The organism is Parasutterella muris, assembly GCF_943193095.1.
Classification (GTDB): Bacteria; Pseudomonadota; Gammaproteobacteria; order Burkholderiales; family Burkholderiaceae_F; genus Parasutterella; species Parasutterella muris.
This window is the reverse complement of the sequence record NZ_CALPCV010000031.1, coordinates 9,936-27,172: the sequence shown is the minus strand read 5'-3', so window position 1 is coordinate 27,172 and position 17,237 is coordinate 9,936. Positions and strand designations below refer to the sequence as shown.

Below are 17,237 nucleotides of genomic sequence, written 5' to 3'. Positions count from 1 at the left end.
TTCGCAAGCATATGAATCCCTCCAGGTAGATTATATAATTATAATCTATTAAATCAGTTAAAAATAATGCCCAATGCTCGGTTTACGGGCAATTTGGGCACTGTGTGTAACTACTAGTAATATTTATGATCTAGTTTTTGGGAATTCAGGTTAGAATTTAGGTTTATGTCCACTCAAACACTGCACGGAGAAGTGATCGCTCCCTTCCCCTTGATGGTGAATATACTGTGAAAGCTCAGTTACATCTAAAGGTCAAGTGTACATTCGTATAGTTGAATCTTCCATCATTTTCACTTTTCAGTTCTACTCTTTCAAATTTTTTACCTTTGTTAAGGCAGAACTCTTCCGCCTCTCTTATCAATTCAGAGGACAAAAATGCACCGGACCACTCATTTTCCTTGATACAGTCGATTTTAAATGTACCGTCTTTCTGCTCTTCCACGGCAGATTTTTCAACCGTTGCACTGCATCCGCTGATCAAGAACAGCAGTGACATCAACCAAACAGCTTTTTTCATTTACTTCTCCAACACCTCTTTTTTGACAACGCCTGGGAAACCGTCTTCATCACTGCAAACGAGTCTCACATGAATCTTTGAAGAGGAAAGCTCATACATCGCATGTGTTTTCGCATCTACTCCAATCCAGCCCGGAATAAATGCATTTGCAGTGTTGCCGAAAACGTACCAAAGATTATTTTTTGATTTAACAACCAAATCAGCAGGACGACATCCGCCTTTCTCTATATGAATGTTATAGATTTGGCCTGTAAAGTAACCCTCTGCTTTTGAGAGAGTTTGCTTAAAAGGAGTTTTTCCTTGATAGATGTTTTCGCCGTTTTTATCCGTAACCGTAATCGAGCAGCTTTCCGGTGTCGTTGTAATCTCCAATTCCTGGATATCCTTTTCTGCAATAGACGCACAACCAGATAGACCGATAAAAATGATAATACTCAGTATTGATATTATTGATTTATTGCTCATGGTAGATTTCGACCGCCCCTACACTTTATGCAAGAGCGGTCTCTCCTTAGAAAATGTATTCAAATCCGATATCGACTCTGTAGTCAGTCTTCAGCTTAGACGCAAAACTTCTTTTCACATAAAAGTGAGCTAACTTATCTTTCTTACGTGAGAAGGTATAAGTTCCTCCGGCGGAAACCTCTCCCCACGTCTCTTTAAGATTAAAGCGGGAAGCATTGAAGGAACCGTCGTCAAGCTTATAAGTCGTAACCAGTTTCCCTTTGAATTCTCGCAGGCCATCGACCTTGACAAAGGCTGAGCCCTTCTTCCCTTCATACCCAAGAGCGACACCTGCCCGACCGATTAAACTGTTAACCGCGTTGTGATGAACATTCACATCATTATTGGTTCTAAAGCTGGAACCAAAGATCCTTCCGTAGACGATCTGCAGCTGAGGATCTAAATACCAGTCTTTATTCTCAAAAAGATAGTGCTTATTGCCATACTCTGCACTTAGTGTATAGCCCCAAGTTTTATCGCGGCCTTTCGTATTCAATAAGTAGTCACTGCTCCATGCCGAGAATTCGTTGGAGAATCGACTAACTTTGCCTACAAGATCTAGATAACCACCGTTGGAAAACTTTCTAACACCATACAGCCACCAGCTTGCCATCCAGTTATCAGCGTTTCCCCCTCTGCTGAGCTTCAGATCTCCTTCTGTATATGACAAACCTGTTCCGTAAGTCCAATCATGTTTCTTTTCACGCTTGCACGGAAAATTTTCTCCATCTTTCTCACGACAACGATATGAGTCCTTATATTCGTAATAATTCCGATCTAAACCGATCTGAATCCCCTTGTAATTATCTCTGAAATAGTAGCCGTTCGAATTAATTCGGTTACGTCCGGCATAGCCTCTTGCCCAAAGACCTTCCAGCTCATAATTATCTCTGACCTCCCCTAATCTTTGATGAAGCGTGTCAATTTCTTGTCGCCATGTAAAATAATGACTGAGTGAAACTGCCTCTATTGACTTCATTGTAGGTGTCGGCTGTGGATTCGGCTTTGGAATTGGTGTAGCAGGAAACAAGGGAAGAGGATGAGTAAAACCCGGTTCCAAAGGATACTGCGGGAACCAAGTAGCCAAATCAATAATTTCTCCTCTGTATTTGGCGCCTTCTCCGATCACGCTAGAGGGCACATCACTCGCAGAATCCTGCACTAATTCGATATCTTCGAAATACCATTGAGCTCTCAGAGCATGATTAACAACACCTTCTGGAATAACTACCCAACCGGCAGCTTTAGCAAACTCAGCATCCGGATCGTTTGGATCCCAGCGGCGAATAATGGGATTTCCACTATCGTCTTTTAACTCATTACCGTCTGCATCTTTAAGGATGTGCCATTTGGTTCCTTTGGATAACCCTTTGTTGTAACCGTCCTCAAAGTCATCTTTAATCATAATATCGCTTTGAGAACCAACATTTTCTATACCTTCCTTTGCATATATAGAATTGGCAGCACTTCTAAGAAGCCAAAATGCAGCAGCCAGTCGTTTATCATTTCGGGCTCCTTTCCAACCTGGTGAAATTTCCCTGTCGCCTCCTTCACAACTATCTCCTGCACAGAGGTTATCTGCATTTAAGCTGGAAAGGGTTGTAATCTTAGTTCCGTTTCGATAAAAATTCGTAGGTTTGACGTAGAAGTCGAGAGAAGATGCATTAGAGCGATCTGACTGAATGGCTTTACCATCAGAAGTTTCAATTTTTGCAAAATAAAAGTATGGAGCAGTCTTATCGGTGGATCCTATTGCCCAGTAATTCATGTATGGACCATTACCATAAGGATACTTATAGGGTAGCTCATCCGGTTGATCCGGCTTATCAATATCAGGATCAACCGGATCAGGATCGGTCGGGCCTGGGCTAACCAAATCGGGATTCGTTGGATCTGTTATATCGGTTAGGGCTCGCTTATCAAGGACACTCCAAGAACTCGCCTTGTTCATGGATGAAGTTCCAGCAGACGCATTAATCCAAGAGCTACCGCTAGCCAGAGCAATCGGAGTAATCAAGGATATATCTTTACTTGGCTCTTTATCTTCTGAGTCTGGTGTATCTGGGTCTGGTTTATCAGGATCAGGTTTCACAGGGTCAAGCTCTTTTTTAGGTTCGTTTTCGGGACTAACATGTCTATCCGAAACGTGAACTGTATTAAATTCGAAAGCAGAGGTTGCATAGGATGTGCTTAACGAAGGATTAACCAAAGGAGAACTGCGCAATACTCCGAGATTGGAAATATAGGTGTTATAAGTCCAAGTCAGTTTAGTGTTTGTTAAAAGCAACCGAGTGTTATTGTACGGATTCACATCTCCATCTAATGCTGTCTTATTGGTTCCTGCCTGAACCTCAATGTATGAGCCAGGATTGAAGACACTCCCCGTTCCATAGCTATTTGAGGAGAATTCTACGACTGAAACACCTTTTTCTAACGGCGGTTTCGGGTTCGTCAAACTCCCTTGATGAACAGAAGCTTGCACAAGAACCCTATTGTTTATTATGAAGGGACCGATAAACTTAGTTTTTGTAAGAATAGAAGACCTGTCCGCTCTGTGGTTGTGAATTTGCCCTTGAATGCGTGCTGTTAAAGCCAAGTCTACACCAGGTTTCCCAGCTTCTGTTTTAGGTTTTCCTTTTGCTATTATGGATACTCCTTCACTGTTTAGTGCTTCTACCTCTTGCACTCCTCCCATGTTAAGTACTGCAATAGGCTGCAGATGATTGGGGTTGTTGATCTCAATACCTACATATTCACCCGCTGTATTTTTCTTTCCTCGAATACCTACATACGAGCGTCCAGAACCTTTATTTCCATTATCTGTCCAACTGTAGATGCCGTACGACGCATTCCTCCTATCAGTACTTTTCAGGTCTATCTTTTCAATCGACTTTATGTATTGCCCCGTTGGCAGTCCAAGAGAGGTTAGTTTTTCATCGCTCCCGTTTTCTGTTTCAAAAGTTCTGATCCCGTAGAGGGTCGCGTACAATGTTCCCATTTTTTCTATGTACTGATCCCCCTGTCTAACCATTACAATTCCTTGATAAAACCTATGTTCATCATCGCCGACATCTCCAATCGCACCCAGGAAAGCTTGTTCTGTAGGATAAGGATATGCATTGCTGTTTGTATTGTCCCCTCTTAATAAGATAACTGTTCCTTTGCCATTATTTTTAGGGGTAATTGATCTAATATTTCCTCTGATGTACTGAGCGCTTCCCTGAGTTACATTAAATACGCCCATTTGAGGTGGATTTGGGCTAACTATGGAAGTCATTGAAGCGGTGTACGTATTCCCAAGCACTGTTAAATCGCCCATATCCCCCTCGACGATCTGGTGTACTTTTATAACAGAGTCTTGAATTCCTGAAGCGCTAAATATCACGCCAGAAGAAGAATAAATAGATGGAGCAAAATTTTTAAAAGAAATCAATTGAGTTTGAGATTCCGTTTTCCCCGATGAAACTGTCTTAAAGATTGATCCCGAGCCAGTATTCTTTAGATTTGTGCACTCAATTGCCTTAACATTATCAAATTCTAAATTTTGCTGACCTGGTTTCTTCCAATAGAAAAAACTTCCCGATGACATTGTTCCTGTCAGATTTTCTAAATCCCTAAAGCTTTCAGAGGATTCTTCTATCTGCTTATCTACAGTCAACTCGGCCGAAATAGCCGGTGTTGAAAGAAAAGGGAGCAAAGAGGCTGCTATAATCAAAACACCCCCCCCCTCACCTCTGCTAAAACTATAACCCTTCTTCATTCCAGCTCGGATTTTTTTTGTACTACACAATGTCGCAGAGCAGGTGACAGCCCTTTTGCGCAAAGGCGATCTATAAAAAGAAGATTCGGAGGACCTAGTATTTCGTTTTGGTAATGCAACTCGAACAGTACCAATTCTTGAGAAAGAATTACATAACATAATTGGCTTCCTGTAATTTGAGGTAACTAATTTCAATGACGGTAGATATAACGAACGTCTTTATGTTTTCTAAGAAACTTATTGAGGTTAGGTGCTAGCCCACGACCTTAACCATATGAACTAATGTATCGATAGCTATATATAAAGTGAGTCGAGAAACTATCAAAAGAAAAGCCTTTCATTCTATCCTCGAGTTCCTTAGCCTTATTCTGTTAGTATTATGCCACTAACGTACCAAAAAAAGTACTCATATAACAAACAAATGACTCCATAGAAACCCTTAATTCTTATTTTTCATTCGTCATCTGATAAAGAATAAAACAACGCTTCATCCAGAAGATATCCCAATGAGTGTCTACCATTATTAGCTGTTCAATTAAAATCTATTGAAACTTCATAGAGATAATCAAAACTAAATATTTTTAGACGATAGAGTCGCAGCTACTGCCCTTGAGAGCTAGGAAGTGAACCGAACCTTTAGCTCTAACTCAAACATCTAAAAGGAATTCTGCATAACAAATTCGAACACTTTAACAATTCACATGATCAAGGCGGGGCGTTAGCCTGAAGAATTAATTAAGGGTTCATTTATCATGTTCCCTTGTCGTAAATAAAATCTTTATGAAAGAGGGATCATGAAAAAAGTCAGAATCTTGCTGCCCGCCATCGCGGCATCCGCCCTTATCCTCTCCGGCTGCCAGACGAGCGGAGACATATATCGCTCCGACGTGTACGGCAGCAATCAAGTCAATCAGGCCCAGCAGGTTCAGACCGTTGACATTATCGCGATTCAGCCTGCGCGCGTCGCAGTAAACAATCAGTCTGACCGCCAGGTTTCTCAGCTTGTCGGCACCGCACTTGGCGGGATCTTGGGCGCTGTCATCGGAAATCAGGTAACACACCACGGCTCCTCAGGCACAACAATCGGCGCGATCGCAGGCGCGGCGCTCGGTGCGGGCGCTTCCAGCGCGGCCTCTCCGGATAACGCCCTTGTTGACGGTGTTCAGCTGACATTCAAACTGAACGGACGTATTTTCAACTCCGCTCAAGTCGGTAAGATGTGCGAATTCAAATACGGCCCGGCCATCATGACTTCCACCGGCCCCTCCAGCACACGAATCCAGCCGAACAATCCTTACGGCTGCAAATAATTCTCTTATGGGGAGCCTCAGATGAAACTCAGCATACTTTCGCTTGCATGTGCGCTCGCTTTCAGCGGAGCCGCTTCCGCTCAGATTACGGAAACCGTGACACCGCTCGTTCCGCTCTCTCCTGCTGACCAGCAGATCTATAACATTCGAGCGGCAGAGCAGCAAATTCAGGCAAATGAGCAGGCCGTCGCTCTCGAAAAGGCGCGTCAGTCTCAGCAGGCCGCTAAGGCAAAAGCCGCAGCTGAAAGCCGTCAGGCAAAAGCCAGAGCCAAAGCCGCCGCCGAGAAAAAAGCCAAACAGGAAGCCGCAGAGGCCGAAGCTAAGGCAAAACAGCTGAAAGCCGAACAGTATCAGGATGAGATGCGTCAGATCGAACTCGAGAGCAAACGACTCGATCTTGAAGCTAAGCGTTCTAACGTTCAGACTCAGATCGAGCTGAACAAAGTTCGTCAGCAGCAGGCCGTAGAGACGCTGCAGAAAGACGCGGCAGAAGCAAAACAGTAATTTGAGCGCAAGAAAAAGCCCGGGCTGCTCCCGGGCTTATTTTTTAGTCAATCCGAACGATACCGCTAAGACCGTACAGCCTGACGAGCTTGTCAAATGAGCCCGGCCGGTTGATCACATGAAGCGGCTGACCGGATTTCTGCGCGCTGCGTATCCAGTCGAGCACAACCGCGACCGCCGAGCTGTCTGCCCTGCGGACATTCTTCATGTCAATGACGGTATCGCCGTTCGAAATCGCGCTAAGACCGGTCTTTAAAACCGTCCCGGCGTTTTCAAAACGAATTTCTGTTTCGGAAAGAATCATTTATTTGCCTGTTCCGACCTTGGATGCTCGCTCATTGAGCTGCGCGATCAATCCCTTAATCCCGGAGTTGCTGATCACGGACGCGAACTGTGAACGATAGTTTTCTACGAGCCAGACGCCGGCAACATTCACATCAAAAATTTTCCACTGACCGTTCTTATCCATCAGACGATAATCGAGCTTGATCGGATCGCGTGAGGAGGAAACAAGCTGAGTACGGACGATCACTAAACGCGGGTCCCCGCCCTTCTGAGCAGTACCCATCTTAACGCTGTAGCCGGAAGCCTCTTTCAGCGCTCCCGAATAGACGTTTGTCAGCAGCTTGCGGAAAGAAGTCATGATCTCTTTTCTTTCTTCGGCTGTCGCTTTGCGCCAGGACGGACCGACCGCCATGCGGGTCATGGTCTCAAAATCCGTATACGGCAGGATGTTTTCGTCCACCAGACGGTTCACATGCATCGGATCCGCTTTGCTCAGTTCCGGATCCTTTTTGATCTGTTCCAGAACTTCAACAGAAACCGACTCAACCAGCTGCTCCGGCGGAAGGTTCATATCAGCGGCCATCGCTGTACCGCTGATCATCAGTGCGGCAGCAGCCGAGCAGATGAGATTCAGAATTTTTTTCATTGAGAGTTCTCCTTTTTAGCCGCATCTGCACTTGGTTCGTCATCGAACGGGTTCAGCGTCGGCTCCTGAATCATAGCAGGACCGTCTCCGTCCTGAAGCGCGCTTTGACGCTGCTGCAGGTACGCATTTCGGGTTGCCACATACGGGTCGACCGTGTTGTCGAGCATGTCGGTCACAGGCAGCAGATTTGCGCGGGCGTTGATGAACTTCGCGCCCCACCACGGCCATGTGAACCAAGCTTCGCCCACATAGGTATTGGGGTCGAGGAACAGTTCCGGAACCAGTCCGGCTGTGTCACGAACCGTTGACGGGCCGAGAACCGGAATAACAAAGTACGGGCCTGAAGGTACGCCCCAGACAGCAAGCGTCTGTCCGAAGTCTTCCTCCATTCGAGGAATATCGACCTGCTTGGCAACATCAAAGATACCGACCACGCCGACGGTCGAGTTAATCATGAGACGGAACAGAGAAAGAATACCGTCTTCTACTTTGCCCTGCAGGATATTATTAACCGCGTTAGCGGGTTCCATCGTATTCTTAAAAACGCGTGTCACGCCTTCTCTAACGGGTTTGGGCGTCACAAATTCGTAGCCTTTGGCAATCGGACGGAACAGAATGAAATCCAGTCCCTGATTGAATGCGAATGTCTGACGATTGAACGACTCCCAAGGGTCCGCAGGATTCTTGCCGGAGTCATTAGGAACAGAAGCGCAGCCGGAAAGGAGCGCAATTGATGCGGCCGCCGCTAAAGTTAAAAGCTTTTTTTTCATGGGGATTCTCTAAATTATTTATTTCCGCCTTCGAAATTATTATCCTCGGCCTTGTTAAACAGGAACTGGCTGATCAAGTTCTCAAGAACGATCGCGCTTTGGGTAAATTCTATTCTGCTTCCGTCCTTTAAGTCCTTATCGTCTCCGCCCGGCTGAAGGCCGATGTACTGCTCGCCGATCAGGCCGGCGGTCAGAATTTTGACGGAGGAGTCAGCAGGGAATTTGTATTTATCGGACAAGGCCATAACAACTTTGGCCTGAAATGTATCGTTGTCGTAAGTAATCGATTTCACACGGCCCACTAAAACTCCGGCGCTTCGAACCGGAGCTCTCGCTTTCAGGCCGCCGATGTTGTCAAAGTAAGCCGACACTTCGTAATTGCCTGAGGAGCCGACAGTACTCAGATTCGCGGCTTTAAGAGCCAGAAAAAGCAGCGCGATGATACCGGCCAGCACGAACAAGCCGACGAAAAAATTAGTTCTCGAATTATTATTTCCCATGACTGTTTTCCTTCCTAACCGTTCGTAAACATAATGGCGGTCAGAATGAAATCCAACCCTAAAACAACAAGTGATGAAACCACGACGGTCTTAGTCGTCGCATTAGAGACGCCTTCAGGCGTCGAACGAGCCGTATAGCCCTGATAGAGCGCGATTGCGCCGACGGCAATTCCGAAGAAGAAGGCCTTCAGAAGTCCGTTTCCAATATCCTGTACCACTTCGACGCCGGACTGCATCTGCGCCCAGAAAGCGCCGGTATCCAGTCCGATCATCGGGACGGCGACCACCCAGCCGCCGAAAATACCGACCGCTGAGAAAAGCGTCGCAAGAATCGGCATCGCGATCACGCAGGCCAAGAATCTCGGTCCGAGGATTCGGCGAACTGGATCAACACCCATCATCTCGAGCGCGGAGAGCTGCTCTCCGGCGTTCATCAGACCGATTTCCGCAGTGAGCGACGTACCGGCCCGACCCGCAAACAAAAGCGCGGTTATGACCGGACCGAGCTCGCGCAAAAGAGACAGCGCCACCAGAACGCCGAGCGCCTGCTCGCTGCCGTAGCTCGAAAGCACATAGTCGCCCTGCAGGCCAAGCACAAAGCCGACAAAAAGTCCGCTGACAAGGATAATGACTAAAGAGTAGTTGCCGACAAAAAAGAGCTGCTTGATCGTCGCCTGAAATCGCGTAAACGAAGGTCCTAAATTCAGGCAAAGCCGGCAGAAGAACCGTCCGAACGCTCCGAGCGAGCGAACGACGTCAAGGAACCATGCGCCAAGCGCGCTGATTAATTCATAGACATTCATGGTTTGATTCCAAGTTCTTCATTTAGAGACGGCGCCGGATATTGGAACTTCACAGGACCGTCAGGCAGTCCGTTCACAAACTGAACCACAAACGGGTCCTTGCTTTGGCGAAGTTCATCCGGAGTCCCCTGTGCCGCGATCTTGCCGCTCGACACCATATAAACGTAATCGGCAATGGTGAATGTTTCCTGCACATCGTGCGTCACGATGACACTCGTTGAGCCGAGCACATCGTTAAGATTTCGAATCAGCTGCGCGGTCACGCCCATCGAAATCGGGTCAAGGCCCGCAAACGGCTCGTCATACATAATCAGGTCCGGGTCCAGCGCAACGGTGCGCGCAAGCGCCACTCTGCGGCTCATGCCGCCGGAAATCTCTGACGGGTACAGAGGAGCTGCGCCTCTCAATCCCACCGCGTCGAGTTTCAGAAGCACCAAATCCCGAATTAACTCTTCCGGAAGATCCGTGTGCTCGCGTAGCGGAAAAGCCACATTCTCAAAAACCGTCATATCGGTAAAAAGGGCGCCGAACTGAAACAGCATGCCCATTTTTCGTCTGATGCGGTAAAGCGACTGAAGGTTCTTCGGATCCAGCTTTTGTCCGTTAATCGTCACGGAGCCTTTATCCGGGGAAAGAAGGCCGCCGATCAGCTTGAGCAGTGTGGTTTTGCCCATACCCGATCCGCCCATAATGGCGATTACCTGTCCTCTGCGGAAATTCAGGCTTACGTCGTCTAGAATGAGTCTGCCCGTGTCGTAGGCAAAACTCATATCCTTTATTTCGACAATGTAATCGCTGCTTCCCATATAAATAAAACCCGGCCTGGGATAAGTTCCCATTAAATAATTGATTATGCCACAGCGGCCGGGCGTTCAGAATTTAAGGGATTTCCAGCCATCGAATACCGTTTTCCCTCAATAAGGGGTCTCCTTTCGGAACAATTGGGAATGCCTCGGCAACCTCCGGAGGGATTTCTTCGGCCCGGCCGGTCTTCAAATTAATAAAAGTCCATTCCGTTGTCCCGTTCATGCAGACTTTGCCGCCGCGTGTCAGATAAAAGGCACGGCGGCTGATTGTCTTTTCAAGGGTCTCGACCCATGTATTCATGATGAGCTCGTCGCCCACATGCGTCGGACGAAGATAGTGAATTTTATGAACCGTTGCTGCGAAGGCCGCGCCCAGCTTCAGGTAGCGTTCCATATTCCAGCCGAGCGCGTCCGAATGAGAAATCGCCGCCTCTTCCATCCAGCGAAGATACTCTTTGTTGTTCGTGTGACCGAGCACATCGATGCAGTCCTCAGTCACAGTAATCGGCAGGCGGTAAATTCTCAGCATTGGTCTGATCTCAGTTAAAAAACTTAGAGATTATCTTCCTCCTTCAAGTATTTGTCGACAGCTTCGGCGCAGCGGCGGCCTTCTGCCAAAGCCCTGACAACCAGGCTCTGTCCGCGGCGGCAGTCGCCCGCGGCAAAGACTTTCGGCACATTTGTCTTAAACGCGTCGACTCCTTCATAAGCCGCTTTCGCGTTGCCGCGAATATCGGTCTGCACGCCAAACGCCTTCAGCACCGGCTCGCTCGGCTGCACAAAACCCATCGCGAGAAGAACCAAGTCCGCCTCAATCTCGAACTCGCTTCCCGGAATTTCTTTTTTCATGCGGCGTCCGGTGATCGGATCCGATGTCCACTCAAGGCGTACGGCTTTCACGCCCTTTACCGAGCCTTTCTTATTGGAGATAAATTCCGTTGTGCTGATCGCATAAGCACGCTCTCCGCCTTCTTCCTGGGAAGTGGAGACACGATACACATTAGGCCAATTGGGCCAGACGGAAGACTTATCGTAAGTTTCCGGAGGCTTCGGCCCCAGATCGATCTGCAGAACTTTAGAAGCACCCTGACGAATCGCGGTACCTAAGCAGTCGCTGCCAGTATCGCCGCCGCCGATGATCAGCACTTTTTTGTCCTGAGCCGAAATCTCTTTGTGCGCGGCCTCGTCCGCATTAATTTTGTTCTGAGACGGCAGATACTCCATCGCGAAGTGAACGCCCTTGAGTTCGCGCCCGGCTACCTTCAAATCGCGGGGCGTTTCAGAACCGATCGCAAGAACCACCGCGGAGAAGTCGCGTAGCAGCTCCTGCGGGTCGATCACGCGCTCTGCATCCGACCAAACACCGTCCGGGTGCTCCTTGATGCCGATTGAGGTTCCGCAGTTAAAGCGCACGCCTTCGGCTTCCATTTGCGCGATACGACGATCGATCAGGCTCTTATCCAGCTTGAAATCCGGAATGCCGTAGCGCAGGAGTCCGCCCGGGCGTTTGTTCTTTTCGAACACCGTGACGGCATATCCTTTTCGTGCCAGCTGCTGAGCGCAGGCGAGCCCCGCAGGGCCGCTGCCGATCACCGCGACGGACTTTTCGCGGCTGCCGGCTGCCGGTTCCGGTTTAACCCAGCCCTGATTCCACGCATTGGTAATAATGGCGCGCTCAATCGACTTCACACCCATCGCGACATTGGTGTAATTCATCACACAGCCGTTTTCGCAAAGTGCGGGACAGATGCGGGACGTGAATTCCGGGAAGTTGTTGGTAGCGGCTAAAACGCGGTAGGCCTCTTCCCACTTCTCGTTGTAGATCAAATCGTTAAATTCCGGCGCGACATTATTCAGCGGACAGCTGAATGTGCAGAAGGGTGTTCCGCAGTCCATGCAGCGGGCTGCCTGTTTTTTCGCCTGCTGAGGATTCAGCGGCGTAATAAATTCGCGAAAATGCGTCTTGCGCTGCTTGACCGGCTCATGCGCCTGCTCAAGACGTTCAAATTCCATAAATCCTGTAATTTTTCCCATTACTGTTCTCCGGCGGTGCGTGTCAGTCCCTTAAGGAGCGCCTGCTTATATTCTTTCGGGAAGACCTTCACAAATTTCTTCAGAGCGTGCGGCCAATCGTCGAGCAGTTCTCTTGCGCGCAGACTTCCGGTGTAGCGGAAATGTTTTTCCACCAGCTCTTTGAGCAGACTCTCGTCGGTGCGTCCCAGATGCCATGACGCATGGTCACCGGCCGCGGCCTGCTCTCTATCCTCAGGCACTGATTCGAGTTCAACGCCTTCTCGGTTGCATCGTCCGGCAAACGTTCCGTCCTCGTCATAGACAAAGGCGATACCGCCTGACATGCCGGCGCCGAAATTACGGCCGACAGAGCCGAGAACCACCGCAGTACCTCCGGTCATGTATTCGCAGCCGTGGTCTCCGCAGCCTTCGGCAACAACACTCGCTCCGGACAGACGAACCGCAAAACGCTCGCCGGTGACGCCGTTAAAGAAGGCCTCACCGCTTGTCGCGCCGTAAAGTACGGTATTGCCTGCAATGATGTTTTCGTCGCCTCGGCCTCTGAAATCCGTCGGACAGCGCACAATGATGCGGCCGCCGGAAAGACCTTTGCCCACATAGTCATTGGCCTCGCCAATCAGATCCAAAGTGACGCCGTTCACCAGGAACGCGCCGAAGGACTGTCCGGCTGTGCCGGTCAGCTGAATATGCAGCGTATCGTCCTTGAGTCCCTGAGCGCCCCAGCGGCGAACGATTTCCGAAGAAATCTTGGTACCGACCGTACGATGGATGTTCTTGATCGGAGAAAGGAAACTGACCGACTCTCCCTTTTCGATCGCGCTGCGGCAGAGATCGAGAAGCTGGTAATCGAGCTCTTTTTCCAGCGCATGGTTCTGCACAGTGCTGTTGCGGCGAAGCTCAGCGGATTCTGTCTCCGGCATATAAAGCACACGGGAAAGATCAACATAGCCGCACTTGGCCAGGTGCATTTTCTTCTGCCGGAGCAGATCGGTACGGCCCACCATGTCTTCAAATTTTCTGAATCCGAGGCTCGCCATGATTTCACGAACTTCTTCAGCGACAAAGAAGAAGTAGTTGACCACATGCTTGGGTTCGCCTTTAAAGCGTTTGCGCAGTTCCGGATCCTGTGTGGCAATGCCCACCGGGCAGGTGTTCAGATGGCACTTGCGCATCATGAGGCAGCCTTCGACAACGAGCGGTGCCGTGGCAAACCCGAACTCGTCCGCGCCAAGGAGCGCGCCGACCACAACATCTCGGCCGGTCTTAATCTGACCGTCCACCTGGACGCGAACTCGGTCTCTGAGACTGTTGATCACAAGAGTCTGCTGCGTTTCCGAAAGCCCCTGCTCCCAAGGTGTACCCGCAAACTTGATTGAAGAAAGCGGAGAGGCGCCTGTACCGCCGTCGTGGCCCGCGATCACAATATGATCCGCTTTTGCCTTGGCAACACCGGCTGCCACCGTGCCTACACCCTGTTCACTCACGAGCTTCACGCTGATGTCGGCTTTGTCATTGGACATCTTTAGGTCGCGAATAAGCTGAGCCAAGTCCTCAATGGAGTAAATGTCGTGATGCGGCGGAGGCGAAATCAGACCGACGCCAGGGATCGAGTAACGCAGCTGAGCGATGTACTCACTCACTTTATGGCCCGGCAGCTGGCCGCCTTCACCGGGTTTAGCGCCCTGAGCCATCTTAATCTGGATCTGATCGGCACTCGCGAGGTACTCTTCTGTCACACCGAAGCGTCCGCTGGCGACCTGCTTAATCTTGGAGCGCAGAGAGTCGCCCGCCTCAAGCGCGACGTCCGCGACAATACGGTCGCTGCCGAGAATGTCTTTGAGCGTATCGCCCGCTTTGATCGGAGAGTGACCGAGACGCTTTTCTTCACGATAGCGTTTCGGATCTTCTCCGCCCTCGCCGGTATTGCTCTTTCCACCGATACGGTTCATTGCGACAGCAAGAACCGCGTGCGCTTCAGCTGAAATCGAGCCGAGCGACATCGCACCGGTCGCAAAGCGCTTGACGATTTCCTTTGCGGGCTCCACTTCTTCAAGCGGAATCGCTTTTGTCGGATCCACCGCGAACTCCATCAGTCCGCGCAGCGTCATCTGACGCTCGCTCTGATCATTGATGATCTCCGCATATTCCTTATAAGTCTGGTAAGAATTTCCGCGCGTCGCATGCTGTAGCTTGGAGATCGCCTCCGGCGTCCACATATGCTCTTCGCCTCTGGCTCTCCACTGGTACTCGCCAAGTGTGGGCAGAAGCTTCTGCCGATGATTTTCTTCGTCAAAGGCTGCACGGTGCTGCTCGATCGCTTCGCGCATGACGTCAAAGATGTCCAATCCGCCGACTTTGCAGCTGGTACCTGGAAATAGCGGTCCACAAATTCCTTTTTCAGGCCGAGCGCTTCAAAAATCTGAGCACCGCGGTAACTCATATAAGTGGAGATGCCCATCTTACTCATCACCTTCTTGAAGGACTTGCCGATCGCGGTGATGTAGTTTCTGGACGCGGTTTCCACATCAAGCCCTTCATGACGTCCGTCACGATAGAGTTCCTTGATGGTTTCGAGCGCCAGATACGGATGGATCGCCTCAGCGCCGTAGGCTGCAAGAACCGCCATATGGTGCGTCTGCAGAGCGCTTCCGGTTTCTACGATAATGCCCGCGTTGGTACGCAGGCCGTTGGCGATCAGATGCTGATGAATCGCGCTGATGGCAAGCGGCGCGGGAATCGCGACACGCTCTTTACTCATTTTGCGGTCGGTCAGAATAAGAATGTTGTAGCCGTCCTTGATCGCATCCACCGCACGGGCGCACAGCGAGGCAAGACGAGCCTCAACGCCTTCTTCCCCCCATTCGGCGCGGTACGTGATGTCGATCTCGTAAGAGCGGAATTTCTCATCCGTGTACCTTTCGATACTGCGCATCTTGGCCATCTCTTCGAATCCGAGGATCGGCTGCGAGAGCTCAAGACGAAGCGGCGGGTTGACGTTATTAATGTCCAGCAAGTTGGGGCGCGGGCCGACAAAGGAGACGAGCGACATCACGAGCTGCTCTCGAATGGGGTCGATCGGCGGATTGGTCACCTGCGCAAAGAGCTGACGGAAGTACTGATAGAACGGTTTAGCTCGATGAGAAAGCATCGCCAAAGGCGTATCGTTGCCCATAGACCCCACGGCCTCGGTCGCTTTTTCAGCCATCGGACGAAGAATAAACTTGATGTCGTCCTCACCATAACCGAAGGCCTGCTGACGTCTTAAAAGCGGAACCGGATTATCGCTCTGCGTGAGCGGCGGAACCGAGATGTCCGAGAGATGCACGTTCAGTCTCTTAGTCCATTCCTTATAGGGATTGCCGAGCGCCAATGTCCGTTTGATTTCTTCGTCCGGAATAATTCTGCCCTGTTCTGTATCAATCAGCAGCATTTTTCCGGGCTGCAGGCGCCATTTCTTTTTGATACGGCTCTGCGGGACCGGCAGCGTGCCGCTCTCGGAAGCCAGAATCACGATATCGTCGTTGGTCAGAATATATCGGGCAGGACGCAGTCCGTTTCTGTCAAGCGTCGCGCCGATTCGAACACCGTCGGTAAACCCGATAGCAGCCGGACCGTCCCAAGGTTCAAGCATTGCCGCGTAATACTCATAGAAGGCGCGCTGAGACGGATCCATCGACTCTTTAGCCTGCTCCCACGCTTCCGGAATCACCAGCATGACGGCCTGGGCCAGCGGATAGCCGCTCATCACCAGCAGTTCGAGCATATTGTCCAGGCAGGCAGTGTCGCTCTGACCCTCGTAAATAATCGGAAGAAGTTTTCTGACATCGTCACCGAGCACCGCGGTTTCCACCGCGCGTTCTCTGGCTCTGAGCCAATTAAAGTTTCCTTTAACCGTATTAATTTCACCGTTATGCGCCACCATGCGATAGGGATGCGCAAGTTCCCAGCTCGGGAACGTATTGGTTGAAAATCTCTGATGAACGAGCGCGATCGCGCTGACAAAGCGCGGGTCCGACAAATCCTTGTAATAAGCACCAACCTGATCGGCTAACAGCAGACCTTTGTAAACCAGAGTTTTGGTGGACATGGACGGCACGTAAAATTCCTTGCCGTGCTTGAGTTTCAGAGCCTGAATCTTATGACCCGCGTATTTGCGGATCACATAGAGCTTTCTCTCGAGCGCGTTCGGAACCATGACGTCAGGGCCTCGTCCGATAAATACCTGACGAATCACCGGAGCCGTTTTTCTGACGGTTTCCGACATTTTGATATTATTGTCTACGGGAACATCGCGCCAGCCGAGAAGGATCTGGCCTTCGGCTTTAATGGTTCTTTCCAGCTCCTGTTCGCATGCTCGCCTTGAAGCATGTTCTCGCGGCAGGAATACCATGCCGACGCCGTAGTCGCCGGGCGGCGGGAGGCTGACATTTTGTTTTGCCATTTCGGCGCGGAAGAATTCGTCCGGAACCTGCACCATAATGCCCGCTCCGTCGCCGCAGAGCGGATCGGCGCCAACCGCGCCGCGATGATCTAAATTCTTCAGGATCTGCAACCCCTGCTGCACGATTTCGTGGCTGGGCAGCCCTTTTACGCTCGCCACAAAACCCAGGCCGCAGGCATCATGTTCATATGCCGGATCATAAAGGCCGAGTTCTGAAGCTTTTTCTCTTGCTCGAGAAAGCTCGCTCATAACATCTCCAGTAGGATTTAATTTATAAAAATGAAGTGACTGAAGATATTTATAAAGCGAAATAGCCGAACAAAATGGAATATTTTTTCTAAACTGACACTAATTAAG

The 17,237-nt window shown here is 49.9% G+C and carries 13 protein-coding genes and 1 pseudogene; 2 read left to right on the top strand and 12 right to left on the bottom strand.

Annotated features, from left to right (window positions below):
* Window positions 1-235: 235 nt before the first annotated feature.
* From NFR90_RS10080 to NFR90_RS10070, 3 genes are read right to left on the bottom strand one after another with little or no spacing between them, the layout of a single operon-like run.
* Complete coding sequence (locus NFR90_RS10080; RefSeq protein WP_251452742.1) at window positions 236-517, bottom strand: hypothetical protein; 282 nt, start codon at window positions 515-517, stop codon at window positions 236-238.
* Window positions 518-982, bottom strand: coding sequence for a hypothetical protein (locus NFR90_RS10075; protein WP_251452740.1), 465 nt, complete (start codon window positions 980-982; stop codon window positions 518-520).
* A gap of 46 nt (window positions 983-1,028) precedes the next feature.
* Window positions 1,029-4,781, bottom strand: a complete 3,753-nt coding sequence (locus NFR90_RS10070; RefSeq protein ID WP_251452737.1) for an autotransporter outer membrane beta-barrel domain-containing protein — start codon at window positions 4,779-4,781, stop codon at window positions 1,029-1,031.
* 794 nt (window positions 4,782-5,575) lie between these two features.
* On the opposite strand from NFR90_RS10070, the gene NFR90_RS10065 reads away from it, so the two are divergent.
* Together NFR90_RS10065 and NFR90_RS10060 are read left to right on the top strand one after the other, a co-directional pair.
* Window positions 5,576-6,091 carry a glycine zipper 2TM domain-containing protein gene (locus NFR90_RS10065; RefSeq protein ID WP_251452734.1) on the top strand — a complete coding sequence of 172 codons (516 nt, stop codon included), beginning with the start codon at window positions 5,576-5,578 and terminating at the stop codon, window positions 6,089-6,091.
* A gap of 21 nt (window positions 6,092-6,112) precedes the next feature.
* Window positions 6,113-6,595: a hypothetical protein gene (locus tag NFR90_RS10060; protein ID WP_251452732.1), complete on the top strand. Its 483-nt coding sequence runs from the start codon at window positions 6,113-6,115 to the stop codon at window positions 6,593-6,595.
* A gap of 43 nt (window positions 6,596-6,638) precedes the next feature.
* Here the strand turns inward: NFR90_RS10060 and NFR90_RS10055 are convergent, their stop codons facing one another.
* The 9 genes and pseudogenes from NFR90_RS10055 to NFR90_RS10015 all read right to left on the bottom strand — a co-directional run bounded on the left by NFR90_RS10055 (window position 6,639) and on the right by NFR90_RS10015 (window position 17,129).
* The gene (locus NFR90_RS10055) at window positions 6,639-6,899 is read right to left on the bottom strand and encodes an STAS domain-containing protein (protein ID WP_160335603.1); all 261 of its coding nucleotides are present in this window, start codon (window positions 6,897-6,899) and stop codon (window positions 6,639-6,641) included.
* Entirely contained in the window at window positions 6,900-7,526 is a 627-nt protein-coding gene (locus NFR90_RS10050) for an MlaC/ttg2D family ABC transporter substrate-binding protein (RefSeq protein ID WP_251452729.1), read from the bottom strand.
* On the bottom strand, window positions 7,523-8,296 hold the full coding sequence (locus NFR90_RS10045; RefSeq protein ID WP_251452727.1) for an MlaA family lipoprotein: 774 nt from the start codon (window positions 8,294-8,296) through the stop codon (window positions 7,523-7,525). Before NFR90_RS10045 ends, NFR90_RS10050 begins: the two co-directional genes overlap by 4 nt.
* 14 nt (window positions 8,297-8,310) lie before the next feature.
* On the bottom strand, window positions 8,311-8,796 hold the full coding sequence (gene mlaD, locus NFR90_RS10040; RefSeq protein WP_251452726.1) for an outer membrane lipid asymmetry maintenance protein MlaD: 486 nt from the start codon (window positions 8,794-8,796) through the stop codon (window positions 8,311-8,313).
* A 14-nt stretch (window positions 8,797-8,810) separates the two neighbouring features.
* Entirely contained in the window at window positions 8,811-9,599 is a 789-nt protein-coding gene (gene mlaE, locus NFR90_RS10035; RefSeq protein WP_251452724.1) for a lipid asymmetry maintenance ABC transporter permease subunit MlaE, read from the bottom strand.
* Window positions 9,596-10,405, bottom strand: a complete 810-nt coding sequence (locus NFR90_RS10030; protein WP_160335598.1) for an ABC transporter ATP-binding protein — start codon at window positions 10,403-10,405, stop codon at window positions 9,596-9,598. The genes mlaE and NFR90_RS10030 overlap by 4 nt, the downstream gene beginning before the upstream one ends.
* 73 nt (window positions 10,406-10,478) lie before the next feature.
* On the bottom strand, window positions 10,479-10,934 hold the full coding sequence (locus NFR90_RS10025) for an acyl-CoA thioesterase (protein WP_160335597.1): 456 nt from the start codon (window positions 10,932-10,934) through the stop codon (window positions 10,479-10,481).
* Between the two features lie 23 nt (window positions 10,935-10,957).
* A complete protein-coding gene (locus NFR90_RS10020) occupies window positions 10,958-12,439 on the bottom strand; it encodes a glutamate synthase subunit beta (RefSeq protein ID WP_251452723.1) in 1,482 nt (493 codons plus the stop codon).
* A pseudogene (locus NFR90_RS10015) lies at window positions 12,439-17,129 on the bottom strand (glutamate synthase-related protein). Before NFR90_RS10015 ends, NFR90_RS10020 begins: the two are co-directional and overlap by 1 nt.
* Window positions 17,130-17,237 lie beyond the last annotated feature (108 nt).